This is a genomic window from uncultured Metabacillus sp., from assembly GCF_947503125.1.
GTDB lineage: Bacteria > Bacillota > Bacilli > Bacillales > Bacillaceae > Metabacillus.
In genome coordinates, this window is the sequence record NZ_CANNCR010000012.1 from 95,746 (window position 1) to 108,434 (window position 12,689).

Here is a 12,689-nt window from a genome sequence, read left to right on the forward strand (position 1 = left end):
ACTGTATAAAGTGAAATTATACTAGGAATTAATCAAATTCTAACTTACATATGGAGAGAGGAAACAAGATGTTGTATTTAGACAACAGTGCGACAACGATGCCTTATCCAGAGGTTATATCAGCATATTCAAAAGTAACAGAAGCTTATTTTGCCAATCCTTCTTCTTTACATAAGCTTGGTAGTGAGGCAGAGTCGCTGCTTATTCAGTCAAGAAAACAAGTCGCTCTACTATTAGGAGTGGAACAGCAAGAGGTTATTTTTACTTCTGGAGGTACTGAGGGAAATAATCTTGCAATAAAAGGAGCTGCACTAGCGAATCAACATAAAGGAAAACATTTAATCACATCAATGGTGGAGCATCCATCTGTTTTAGAAACGTTTCGGCAGCTTGAACAAGCCTTTGGATTTAAGGTTACTTATCTCCCTGTTGATGGGGACGGTTTCGTCTCAATTGAACACATGAAAAAAGCATTACGTGACGATACTATTCTTGTTTCAATTATGCATGTAAATAATGAAGTAGGATCGATCCAGCCGATAATGGAGATTGGCCAAATGTTAAAACCTAATTCTAACGTCTTATTTCATGTTGACAATGTGCAAGGAATAACAAAGGTACCTTTAGATATAAAAAAAGCAAATATTGATTTGTGTACGATTTCAGGTCATAAATTTCATGGATTAAATGGAACGGGTGCTTTGTATGTAAGGGAGGGAGTTCAACTTCTTCCTCTTTTTTCGGGTGGTTCTCAAGAACGGCAGTTAAGGTCAGGAACGGAAAGTCTTGCAGGAAACGTTTCCTTAGCGAAAGCACTTAGAATGGCAACTGAAAATGCCGCACACCAGTATTTAACACTGAAACAAACTCGCGATAAACTTCTAACAGAATTATTGAATATAGATGGAGTCGTTGTCAATACACCACAAAAGAATGCCGCGCCACATATCATAAATTTTTCAGTGCCAGCAGTGAAGGCAGAGGTACTAATCCATTTTCTTGGGGAGCATAACATCTTTGTCTCAACAACATCTGCTTGTTCATCAAGAAGAAAAGCCATAAGTAATACCCTGCTAGCAATGAATAAGCAACAGGAGATTGCAAAAAGCGCAATACGGGTAAGTTTATCCCTTGAACAAAATGAAGAAATCATCCCTCCTTTTATTACGACATTATCAAAGGGGATCGAAAAATTAGCAAAGGTTATGAGGTAATAAAATGAAATTTGATCACATATTAATTCGATTTGGGGAAATATCTACTAAAGGACGTAATCGAAAAAAATTTGTTGACCGATTAAAACGAAATATTAGAGAGGTACTAGCAGATTATCCCAACTTAGGATATGAAAGTACACGCGATAGACTTTATCTTCATTTACATGACGAGGATCATGAAGTGATCGTTGAAAAGCTGAAATCCATTTTTGGTATCCAATCATTCAGTTTAGCGATTAAATGTGAAAGTGAGATAACGAAAATTAAAGAATCTGCATTAGAAGCAATCAAAAGTCTTTATCAGCCGAATGATACATTTAAAGTAACCGCTAAACGGGCAAACAAACAATTTCCGCTTGATACAAACGAATTAAATTACCAAATTGGAAGTCATATACTTAAAAATACAGACTATTTAACAGTTGATGTAAAAACCCCGACCATTAACCTTCGAGTTGAGGTCCGAAGTGAGGCTACATATTTAACCTGTTATGATTATAAAGGAGCAGGTGGTTTACCAGTAGGTTCCAGCGGCAAAGCCATGCTTTTATTATCAGGCGGAATCGATAGCCCTGTTGCTGGTTACTTATCATTAAAACGGGGAGTAGAATTAGAAGTTATCCACTTCTTTAGCCCGCCTTATACTAGTGAACGTGCAAAGCAAAAGGTTATTGATTTAACACAGGAGTTGACCGCCTTCGGTGGAAGCATAAAACTGCATATTGTTCCATTTACAATAATACAAGAAAAAATTCAAGCGCAAGTCCCTGAAAATTATACGATGACCTCTACGCGCAGAATGATGCTGAAAATTGCGGATAAATTGCGGGAAAGCAGGCAGGCACTTGCATTAATAACAGGTGAAAGCCTTGGACAAGTGGCAAGTCAAACATTAGAAAGCATGGTTGCAATAAACGATGTGACCAGCACTCCTATTTTAAGACCGTTAATTACGATGGATAAAACAGAGATCATTGAAATTGCTAAAAAAATAGGTACTCATGATATATCAATTCGCCCTTTTGAAGATTGCTGTACAATTTTTACACCTGCAAACCCAAAAACGAAACCAAAGCTTCATAAAGTTTCACGTTTTGAAAGTTTCGTTGATTTTGATGAACTCGTTGATGAAGCAATAAACAATGTTGAAACCATCACTGTCACGAAGGAACAAAAGGACGAATTCAGCAATCTTTTTTAAAAACAAGAGTTGCTAACAATTACCAAAAATAATGATGAATGAAGCCATGTGTATTTACACAATCTATACTCACAAGGAGGTGATACACATGGCACAAAACAGATCAAGCAACTCTAACCAATTACTAGTAGCTGGTGCACAACAAGCTATCGATCAAATGAAGTATGAAATCGCTACTGAGTTCGGTGTTAACTTAGGTGCTGAAACTACTTCACGCGCTAACGGTTCTGTTGGTGGTGAAATCACTAAACGTTTAGTATCTTTTGCTCAACAACAAATGAGCGGTTCTGTTCAACGTTAATAAATGAATAAATAATGGCTACTGAGGGCGGGGAGATCCCCGCTCTTTTCATTGTATCGTTGCAAAAGTTCACATTCTGTGGGTTTTGGTTGTAATACCAGAATTTATATATTTTCTTAACATAGCTTGCGTTTCTGAATCTAGCTCCAGGCGCCATCGGCGAAGCACAGGACGTGCAAGTGCAGTTAAGAGATAAGGCCGCCCTAGTTTTTGACTGCCTCTAGGGTCTAGTCAAACAGGAATTGAAGGTAAAGAACACCTTCTATTCCTGTTCGCCTTATGCTTGTTTCCGAATGCATAGCGCCTTGCGCTTTTTTTATTATCGTGGAAAGAAAAGCTTTTTTACATAGTCTTGATTTCTAGCTCCAGCGCCTAGCCTCGCAAGTCTAGCAAATTTAGAATTGAATGCAAAGAACGCCTTCTATTCATGAGCGTCTTATGCTTGTCGGGGCTGTTCGAGGCGCTTCCGCTTCTTAGTTAATATTTAAAATATTGACACTATTAGGTATAATATTATTGTACAAACATGAAGGAGGGGGAACAATGGTAAGGGAAGAACTACTTGCACCATTAAGCTATAACCTTGTAGAAGAATTTGAAAAGTATGCAGCAGATTCAACAAAAGTTGCATTGTTATGGGAAAGTGAACAAGGTGAAAAAAAGGAGATTACCTACCGGCAATTATTACATAAGGTAAATCAAATTGGAAACGCTTTAATTAATGTGGGATTAACATTAGGCGATAAAGTTCTTGTTGTCATTCCCAGGGTTATAGAAGCATATGCTGTTTATCTAGGTGCTTTAAAAGCAGGCTTAGTCGTAATTCCTAGCTCTGAAATGTTGCGAACAAAGGATTTACAATATCGAGTGTCACATGGAGATGTTAAAGCTGTCATCAGCTACGGTTTATATACAAATGAGTTTAAGCAGATTAAAGAATATGATCAACTCATAAAGATAGTAGTGAATGGAAATGAGAAGGATTGGCTCTCTTTAGACGATCTTATGGCAAATCAAAGTACATCAATGGACATAGCAAAGACAAAATCAGATAGTATGGCATTTTTATCCTACACATCTGGCACAACCGGGAATCCGAAAGGTGTCGTACATACACATGGGTGGGCATTTGCCCATTTACGAACAGCAGCAAAAAATTGGCTTAGTATAAATGAACAGGATACTGTCTGGGCAACGGCTGGACCGGGATGGCAAAAATGGATTTGGAGTCCGTTCTTATCTGTGTTGGGATCAGGTGCAACTGGCCTTGTTTATCATGGGAAATTTGAACCCGAGAAATATTTAAAGCTGTTAGATGAGTACAAAGTAAATGTATTATGCTGCACGCCGACCGAATATCGATTAATGGCAAAGGTTGAGAAACTGGAAAACTATTCTCTTGCAAATCTTCATAGTGCTGTATCTGCCGGTGAGCCTTTAAATCGTGAAGTAATTGATACGTTTCAGCGCTATTTTAATGTAAAGGTACGTGATGGCTATGGCCAAACAGAGAATACTCTTCTAGTTGGTGTTATGAAGGAAATGGAAATTAAGTCTGGATCAATGGGGAAACCAACACCAGGTAATGATGTTATCATTATTAATGATGATGGTCTGCCTTGTGGAATAAATGAAGTTGGAGATATTGCCGTCCATAAGGATACACCAGCTTTATTTAAAGAATATTACAAGGATTTTGAACGTACGGCGATGCAGTATCGAGGAGATTATTATATTACAGGAGACAGGGCAAAAATGGATGAAGACGGTTATTTTTGGTTTGAAGGCAGAAGTGACGATATTATCATTAGCTCCGGCTATACAATCGGTCCATTTGAGGTAGAGGATGCACTTGTCAAACATCCGTTAGTAAAAGAATGTGCGGTAGTAGCAAGCCCCGATGAAATAAGGGGAAATATTGTAAAAGCGTATATAGTGTTACGCGATCCTTCTCATAAAACCAATGCTGATCTCATTCAAACTTTACAGGAACATGTGAAAGAGTTGACCGCACCATATAAATATCCGCGGGAAATTGAATTTATTAATGAATTACCGAAAACAACCTCAGGCAAAATTCGCAGGATTGAGTTAAGGCAGAGTGAGCTTGAATTGAAACAAGCGTAACTCACACTTATGTATATATTTTTAACAAGATCAAAAAAACCAGGATATTGCCTGGTTTTTTTGATCTGTTATGCATTATGGTACCATGCTGATAGAAATAAATTTTTGGAGGAATGGTATTGGGTACATTATGGTTCGGTGGAAACATCTATACGTTAGAAAATGAAGGAGAAAAAGTTGAAGCAGTATATGTTCAAAATGGCTGTATTATTGAAACAGGAAGGTATCAAAAATTAGTAGAAAAATACAAAGAGGACCTTAAGGAGAAGTATGATTTAAATGGAAGGACGATGATCCCGGGCCTTGTCGATAGTCATCTTCATTTAATTGGACATGGTGAAAAGCTATTACGACTGGATCTTTCTAAAGTTACACACTCAAAGGAAATAATACACAGGATTAAACAGAGAGTCAAGGACTTGAAAAAAGGTATGTGGGTAATTGGAGAAGGCTGGAATGAAAATCAATTAGCTGACCAAAAAATTATTCATAAAACGGAATTGGATGAAGTTGCCCCGGATCATCCGGTAGTCCTGAAAAGAATTTGCCGACATGCGGTTATCGCTAATTCACAGGCTTTAAAGCTTGCTGGAATTACTGCTGATACGGCTAACCCGCAAGGAGGCGTTATTGTTAGAGATGAGAATAATGAACCGACTGGTTATTTACTGGATCAGGCTCAGGAGCTTATTTATCAAGTAACACCTTTTCCGACCCAGGAAGAGCTGGAACTAACCCTTGAAATATCAATCCAAGATTGCCTGAAAAAGGGGCTTGTTGGTGCTCATTCTGAGGATTTATCTTATTATGGCAGTTTAGATAATACGTTAGGTGCTTTCGAGAATGTTTTAAGCAAAGGGATAAAATTTCGCACCCATCTTCTTGTCCATCATCAGGTTGTTGATGAATTCAAGGAAAAAGAAAGAACAATTGGACAGTATGGCGAATTTGGTGCTATGAAAATTTTTGCTGATGGGGCTTTAGGAGGAAGAACTGCGCTGTTAAGTTTTCCATATAAAGATGATCCCAGCACATCAGGAGTGGCAATTCATTCAAAGGCTGAATTAGCTAAACTCGTCAAAAAAGCAAGGTCTTACAAAATGGAAGTAGCAGTTCATGTCATCGGCGATTTAGCGTTTGATTGGATACTGGATGTTATTGAAGAGCATCCGCCGCTTAAGGGACAGCATGACCGTTTAATACATGCCCAAATTTTAAGAAAAGAGTTAATTGAAAAAGCAAAACAGCTTCCAATCATTTTAGATATTCAACCGCGATTTGTCGCAAGTGATTTTCCTTGGGTGATTGAGCGAATTGGACAAGAACATATGGATACATGCTATGCATGGAAAACCCTCCTCAAAGAAGGAATCCATTGTGCTGGCGGGTCTGATGCGCCGATAGAGCCAGTTGATCCTCTATTAGGTATTTATGCTGCAGTGACAAGAACGAGTCTGTATGAACAATCAGGGAAAAGTTATAATCCTGAACAAAAGCTTTCAGTTTACGAGGCGGTTGAACTTTTTACTAAAGGAAGTGCGTACGCTATTCATCATTCACATGATTTTGGAATGATCAAGCAAGGCTTTAAAGCAGATTTTACCGTATTTGATCAGGATATTTTTGAGGTGGCAGACAAGGATTTATTAACAACAAATGTCGTGATGACTGTGGTAGATAATGAAATTATGTATCAAACTGAAAGCAAAGAATAAGTAACAAGTAAAAAGGAAGCAGATCGCTGCTTCCTCTTATTTTTTGCGGGATGAAGAGGTTTATAAGAACGTTCTTTTTACCTTTTCCCAATATGAATTATCTTTCAGCTTTACCGTTTTAATCGGGAACTCGCTTAACCCGAATTCCAGCTGCTTCACATTTTGAATGCTTAATGCTTCATTATCCATTCCAATGACCGGGTAGTCATTGCCATCCTGTACAATTTTTAATATTAATTTTCTTTTGTCACTTAAAATAAATGATGAGCCGAGTGTACGATATAGATTGTTATTTAAGGAGGCCAGCTCACTCACCTGTAAACATGGCAGCATCGGATCGACAACTGCTCCATTTACAGATTTGTTATATGCTGTACTGCCTGTAGGAGTCGCAATCAGCATGCCGTCTCCTCTAAATGTTTCAAAATGAAGATCATCTATGTATACATCCATAACAAACGTTTTAATAATACTTGATTTAACGGAACATTCATTCAGGCATTTAAACATGGTCGTTTCATCTATCTTTACTTCTAAGACAGGATAGCGTCTTACCTCAATTGTTGATTCAGTCATTGCCTGAATCATTTTTTGTCTGTCATCAAGGTGGAAATCACAATACAAGCTCAATGTATCATCAATTCCAATTCCAACATACAAACAGTCTGATCGAAAGTTTGTTTTTCGAACAGCTTGTAAAAAGGCACCGTCTCCGCCAATGCTTACAATAATATTAGCTTGTGCATGATCTTCAACTACGCGAAATTCATGTTCCCTTGCAAAATCAATTAGAGATTGAATTTTCTCTATTAGCTTATCTTCTTTTTTGTAGAAAAAATAAACATTACGACGATCTGACACAATGATTCCTCCTCAATATAGGTAAAATCTCCACTTTTTTCCTTGAAAGTGTTACAATACTCTATGTTATTTAGTTTACCACTTTTACATAATTAAATGTTAAAAGCTATGTAAATCATATCATATCAGTTCATGTATAAGGAGGAGACAAACTTAATGAATGGTAAACGCTGGGGAGCATTAGCAATAGCTGGTGTATTATTCGTCTTTTCGATTATTATCAGCTCAACTATGATGTTTATTAACCAAAGTGAAATGTTTAAAGAAGCATTTGCAACAACCTCTGGCTTTTCAGAGGAAATTATTGATGAAGGATCTTCCTTTGATAAAATTCTCGTATTAGATGTAAGTGGTGTTATCCAAGATACGGGGGAAGATGTTACCTCTTTTTTTAGTACAGCAGGCTATCATCACCAAACCTTTTTAGATATGGTGGAGGCAGCTGGTGAGGATGAAAGTGTAAAAGGTGTCATTCTTAGAGTTAATTCACCAGGCGGAGGTGTAGTGGAAAGTGCGGAAATTCATAAAAAGCTTATGGAGCTAAAGGAAGAAAGTAAAAAACCGTTGTACGTATCTATGGGGACTCAGGCAGCATCAGGTGGTTATTACATATCTACTGCAGCAGATAAAATCTTCGCTGCTCCAGATACCCTTACAGGTTCACTAGGGGTCATCATGCAGTCGATTAATTATGGGGAATTAGCTGAAAAGTATGGGGTTAAATTTGAAACGATAAAGAGTGGTCCTTATAAGGATATTTTCTCACCAACACGCGCAATGACAGATGAGGAAAGACAAATTCTTCAAACAATGGTTGACAATGCCTATAATGGCTTTGTTCAAGTGATTAAAGAGGGAAGGCCGTTATCAGAGGAGGAAGTCCGTAAAGTGGCGGACGGACGTATCTATGATGGAAGACAAGCAAAGGAAAAGAAGCTAATTGATGAGCTTGGTTATTTTGATGATGTGGTAGCCGCAATGAAAAAGGACCTTGATTTAGAGGATCCACAAGTCGTTGAATATGGAACAGCACTAGGTCTTGAATCATTCCTATCAATGAGTGTTAGCAAGGTCTTTAAAGAAGATGCAGAACTATCAAGCTTATATCAGCTGCTGTCAAACTCAAACTCTCCAAGATTAATGTACCTATATTCTGAATAGGGAGGGATGAAAAAGTGGACGCTACTTATGAAGGAGCAAAGAATACAGAGTTGCCTTATGAATCTGTTCATATAAAAAAGGTAAGTGATTACAATTATTTACAAGCGGGGTTTTGGATCCGTTTTTGGGCATATATAATCGACCTGCTTGTTATTGGAAGCGTAAATCGTATTATTATTTACCCGGTATTTCAGTTACTTGGTCTAGATACCAATACTTCATTTATGTTTTCTCCCGTTTCAATTGCAACAGCGGTGATTTTTTTCGCCTATTTTGTATTAATGACAAAAAATCTTAATCAAACATTAGGAAAAATGGTTTTTGGAATTAAAGTTATTTCTGCTAAAGATGAAACGTTAAATTGGGGGACAATTTTATTTCGGGAATTAATTGGCCGTTATATATCGAAAACGATATGGATCGGTTATCTCATTGTTGCGTTTACCCCAAAGAAACAAGGACTTCACGATATATTTGCAGATACACAAGTAATCCATGAGAAGTTATTTATAAAAAAGAGTGAAGATAAGCCTGCTGAATAATCAGCTGGCTTTTTTGATGTTTTTTAAATTTAATATTGAATACAACAGGTTTAATTTCGTTTTAGAGAGGTGATAATGGTAGATTGAAAGGGTGTGAAAACCGTGTTTTGGATCATGATCATTATACTTTTTGTCCTTTTGCTCTTTTTTCTTCTTATTTTTACAAAACTTACGATAACCTTAGACTTTAACCATACTGGAGATAATGATCAGTTTAAAATAAAAATTCGCGCATGGTTTGGATTAATACGCTATACCATTGATATACCGTTAGTGAAGATCGACGATGATGGACCAAATTTGGTTATTAAGCAAGATCAAAAAGCAGGAAGTGAAAATAAAGATAAAAAGGTGATGGAAAAAGAAGATAAAATATCTCCTGATGATATACTAACCATCATGAGTGATATAAAGGAGATTGCTCAGCATATTATCGGAATGAATAGAATCATTCGAAGGTTTTTACGGAAAATTAAAATAAAAAAATTAGAATGGCATTCTCAATTCGGAATCGGAGATGCAGCACATACTGGTATATTAACAGGAGCAGCATGGACGATTAAAGGCGGTGTTATTGGATTAATCGGCCAATATATGAAGTTTAAAACAACTCCTATCGTTACAATTACTCCAGATTTTAACCGATTCTGTTCAAGAACGAAATTCCAATGTATTTTTCAGTTTCAAATCGGGCAAGCTATGTTCGCAGGTATTCAATTCATTAAATATTGGAAAGGCGGCCTTCCGAAGTTAAAATCAAAGCCATTTTCATTTTTTACAAACTAAACAAGCGGCTTGCCTTTTAAGTATGGAATGAGTACGACCGGTTAAATATTGTTATTAAGACAAGGAGGCTACATAACATGAGTGATCATCCTATTCAAGGACTTATGAAAACTGCAATGGAAAACCTAAAAGAAATGATTGATGTGAATACCATCATAGGTGATCCAGTAGAAACCCCAGACGGAAGTGTCATCTTAACAGTATCAAAAGTAGGATTTGGATTTGCGGCTGGCGGTAGTGAGTTCAATGGAAATGCCGGCGAAAACGGCGGTGACCAGAAAGCTTCGAAGCTTCCTTTTGGCGGAGGAAGCGGTGGCGGAGTATCGATAACTCCAATAGCATTTTTAATTGTTTCATCAACAGGTGTTAAAATGCTTCATTTAGACAAAAGCACACATTTATATGAAAAAATATTAGAAGCAGCACCGCAAACAGTTGAAAAAATACAGGGTATGTTCAAGAAAAATAAAGATAAAAGCAATAATGAAAATTCACAAGAACAACACCAGCAAAAACAAGATTTAGACTTTTAACTGCCACTGAGGCAGTTATTTTTTTGTATGATGTTAGGAAAGAAGTTCATGATTAATTGGTCAAAACATTTGATAAATCTTAAAAGCTAGGCTATATTTACACTGTACATAATTAAAAGGAGGAATTTGGTATGGCTTCAATTACGTTTAAGAATAATCCTGTTACGTTATTAGGGAATGAAGTAAAAGTTGGTGATACAGCACCTGATTTTACAGTACTAGCAAACGATTTATCTGAAGTTACCCTTTCAAATTCAAAAGGGAAGGTTCGTTTAATTTCTGTTGTCCCTTCAATTGATACTGGAGTTTGTGATGCACAAACACGTCGCTTTAATGAAGATGCGTCAAAGTTGGACAATGTTGAGGTTTTAACCATTAGTGTGGACTTACCATTTGCCCAAAAAAGATGGTGTGCTTCAAATGGCTTAGAAAATGTTCAAACACTTTCTGACCATCGTGATCTTTCTTTTGCTGAAGCATATGGCGTTCATATTAAAGAATTGCGTTTATTAGCTCGTGCTGTATTTGTTGTTGATGCAAATGACAAGGTAACATATGTAGAATATGTCAGTGAAGCAACAAACCATCCGAATTATGAAGCGGCAATTGAAGCTGCCAAAGCTGCCCAATAAAAAAGAAACAAGTTGTGTGTAAGACTGCCATTATGGCAGTCTTATTTTTTGTTTAGCGTAAATTATAAAATTTCGTGAACTGTGGATAAGCTCTCACGTATCAGCTCCAGCGCCTAGCCCCTCTAGGGTCTAGCCCCTCATGAATTGAAGGCAAAGAACGCCTTCTATTCATGAGCGTCTTATTTGCCCTAGGCTGTTCAAGGCGCTTGCGCTTTTCTTATAATATCAGAATTTATATATTTTCTTAACATAGCTTGCGTTTCTGAATCTAGCTCCAGGCGCCATCGGCTCGAGGTCATAAGTCAAACAGGAATTGAAGGTAAAGTACACCTTCTATTCCTGTTCGCCTTATGCTTGTCGCCGATAGGCAGGCGCCTTGCGCTTTTTTTATACAATGTCTAAAATGGATAGAGTATTACGGCGAGGAGGATGAGGATGAAAACAGTTTCAAAAATAGAAAATTTGTTTGCAGTTATAAATGAAACAGCGGAGCTTATCGCAAAAGAATGTCAAATGACTTACATAGAGGCAGTTTCTGAAACGGGAGATAATCTGTTTCAAGGATCTATTTTGCAGGAAGGTCTTAGTGAGATCACACAAAAAAGCTTGAAACGGAAATATGAAGCAATTCAAATCAGTGCATTAAATAAAGAAGAAATTCGCAAGGCGTACCAGCTGGCGATCTTAAAAGGGTTAAAAGAAGCGGCACATCCTAACCATCAAATGACACCAGATACGATTGGGATCTTCCTCGGCTATTTGGTCAGCAAATTTGTAAGTAATCAAAAGAACATTTCCATTTTAGATCCTGCTGTTGGGACGGGTAATTTGCTTACAACGATCATAAATTATCTCTCAAATAAACAGGTTGATAGTTATGGAGTAGAAGTAGATGATTTGCTTATTAAATTAGCGTATATTAGTGCAAATCTTCAGGAACATCCCGTACAATTTTTTAATCAAGATAGCTTGGAACGGTTGTTGATTGACCCGGTTGATATCGTTGTATGCGACCTGCCTGTAGGGTATTATCCTAATGACGTGGAGGCTTTAAGGTATGAACTCAGGGCAGATGAAGGCCATTCCTATTCTCACCATTTATTCATTGAACAGAGCATAAACCATGTGAAAGAAGATGGCTACTTATTTTTTATTGTTCCTAATTCTCTATTTGATACAAAAGAAGCACCTAAGCTTAATCAATATTTAAGAAAGACTGCCATCATCCAAGGATTTATTCAGTTGCCTTTATCCTTATTTAAAGATGAAAAGCATGGAAAAAGCATCTTAATCGTCCAAAAGAAGGGTGAAACAAGTAAACCGCCGAAGCAGGCAATGTTAGTTGAATTACCTAAATTCTCTAATAAAGAAGCAATGAATTCGATTATGAAGCAAATTGACCAGTGGTTTAAGGAAAATAAATAGGAAGGAAATGAACGGATGGATAAGAGGCTATATAGGCCTCTTTTTTTATGGGGATTTTTAGCTTTATTCGAAAGGGAAGCACGAAGAATTTGTTGTCTTCCAGATGGCAAAATTTTTAGAATAATAAGACTTTTACCTGTAAACGATAACAATTAAATCAAGTTCTTGAAATGTTGAAATGGCAGTGT

The 12,689-nt window shown here is 37.1% G+C and carries 12 protein-coding genes; 11 read left to right on the forward strand and 1 reads right to left on the reverse strand.

Features of this window, described 5'->3' with window-relative positions:
* Window positions 1-68 precede the first annotated feature (68 nt).
* From Q1B07_RS10995 to Q1B07_RS11015, 5 genes are all read left to right on the forward strand, one after another.
* Window positions 69-1,214, forward strand: coding sequence for a cysteine desulfurase family protein (locus Q1B07_RS10995; protein ID WP_299089190.1), 1,146 nt, complete (start codon window positions 69-71; stop codon window positions 1,212-1,214).
* A 4-nt stretch (window positions 1,215-1,218) separates the two neighbouring features.
* Window positions 1,219-2,418 carry a tRNA uracil 4-sulfurtransferase ThiI gene (thiI, locus tag Q1B07_RS11000; RefSeq protein ID WP_299089188.1) on the forward strand — a complete coding sequence of 400 codons (1,200 nt, stop codon included), beginning with the start codon at window positions 1,219-1,221 and terminating at the stop codon, window positions 2,416-2,418.
* 88 nt (window positions 2,419-2,506) lie between these two features.
* Window positions 2,507-2,719, forward strand: coding sequence for an alpha/beta-type small acid-soluble spore protein (locus Q1B07_RS11005; RefSeq protein ID WP_046517455.1), 213 nt, complete (start codon window positions 2,507-2,509; stop codon window positions 2,717-2,719).
* A 543-nt stretch (window positions 2,720-3,262) separates the two neighbouring features.
* On the forward strand, window positions 3,263-4,846 hold the full coding sequence (locus tag Q1B07_RS11010) for an acyl-CoA synthetase (RefSeq protein WP_299089182.1): 1,584 nt from the start codon (window positions 3,263-3,265) through the stop codon (window positions 4,844-4,846).
* 119 nt (window positions 4,847-4,965) lie between these two features.
* The gene (locus Q1B07_RS11015) at window positions 4,966-6,561 is read left to right on the forward strand and encodes an amidohydrolase (RefSeq protein ID WP_299089181.1); all 1,596 of its coding nucleotides are present in this window, start codon (window positions 4,966-4,968) and stop codon (window positions 6,559-6,561) included.
* A 60-nt stretch (window positions 6,562-6,621) separates the two neighbouring features.
* Here Q1B07_RS11015 and Q1B07_RS11020 read toward each other — a convergent pair whose 3' ends face one another.
* Entirely contained in the window at window positions 6,622-7,425 is an 804-nt protein-coding gene (locus Q1B07_RS11020) for an NAD kinase (RefSeq protein WP_299089318.1), read from the reverse strand.
* A 153-nt stretch (window positions 7,426-7,578) separates the two neighbouring features.
* Between Q1B07_RS11020 and sppA the strand changes: the two genes are divergently transcribed.
* From sppA to Q1B07_RS11050, 6 genes are all read left to right on the forward strand, one after another.
* Window positions 7,579-8,583, forward strand: a complete 1,005-nt coding sequence (gene sppA / locus Q1B07_RS11025) for a signal peptide peptidase SppA (protein ID WP_299089180.1) — start codon at window positions 7,579-7,581, stop codon at window positions 8,581-8,583.
* A 14-nt stretch (window positions 8,584-8,597) separates the two neighbouring features.
* The gene (locus Q1B07_RS11030) at window positions 8,598-9,125 is read left to right on the forward strand and encodes an RDD family protein (protein WP_299089179.1); all 528 of its coding nucleotides are present in this window, start codon (window positions 8,598-8,600) and stop codon (window positions 9,123-9,125) included.
* 102 nt (window positions 9,126-9,227) lie between these two features.
* Window positions 9,228-9,911 carry a DUF2953 domain-containing protein gene (locus Q1B07_RS11035; RefSeq protein WP_299089177.1) on the forward strand — a complete coding sequence of 228 codons (684 nt, stop codon included), beginning with the start codon at window positions 9,228-9,230 and terminating at the stop codon, window positions 9,909-9,911.
* Window positions 9,912-9,988: 77 nt separating this feature from the next.
* Window positions 9,989-10,444: a GerW family sporulation protein gene (gene ytfJ, locus Q1B07_RS11040; RefSeq protein ID WP_299089175.1), complete on the forward strand. Its 456-nt coding sequence runs from the start codon at window positions 9,989-9,991 to the stop codon at window positions 10,442-10,444.
* A 131-nt stretch (window positions 10,445-10,575) separates the two neighbouring features.
* On the forward strand, window positions 10,576-11,076 hold the full coding sequence (gene tpx / locus Q1B07_RS11045; protein ID WP_299089173.1) for a thiol peroxidase: 501 nt from the start codon (window positions 10,576-10,578) through the stop codon (window positions 11,074-11,076).
* A gap of 435 nt (window positions 11,077-11,511) precedes the next feature.
* Entirely contained in the window at window positions 11,512-12,501 is a 990-nt protein-coding gene (locus Q1B07_RS11050; protein ID WP_299094491.1) for a class I SAM-dependent methyltransferase, read from the forward strand.
* The last annotated feature ends 188 nt before the right edge of the window (window positions 12,502-12,689 follow it).

Coding starts and splice junctions, on each gene's coding strand:
- Q1B07_RS10995 (WP_299089190.1), top strand. CDS start 69: ATGTTGTATTTAGACAACAGTGCGACAACGATGCCTTATCCAGAGGTT.
- thiI (WP_299089188.1), top strand. CDS start 1,219: ATGAAATTTGATCACATATTAATTCGATTTGGGGAAATATCTACTAAA.
- Q1B07_RS11005 (WP_046517455.1), top strand. CDS start 2,507: ATGGCACAAAACAGATCAAGCAACTCTAACCAATTACTAGTAGCTGGT.
- Q1B07_RS11010 (WP_299089182.1), top strand. CDS start 3,263: ATGGTAAGGGAAGAACTACTTGCACCATTAAGCTATAACCTTGTAGAA.
- sppA (WP_299089180.1), top strand. CDS start 7,579: ATGAATGGTAAACGCTGGGGAGCATTAGCAATAGCTGGTGTATTATTC.
- ytfJ (WP_299089175.1), top strand. CDS start 9,989: ATGAGTGATCATCCTATTCAAGGACTTATGAAAACTGCAATGGAAAAC.
- tpx (WP_299089173.1), top strand. CDS start 10,576: ATGGCTTCAATTACGTTTAAGAATAATCCTGTTACGTTATTAGGGAAT.
- Q1B07_RS11050 (WP_299094491.1), top strand. CDS start 11,512: ATGAAAACAGTTTCAAAAATAGAAAATTTGTTTGCAGTTATAAATGAA.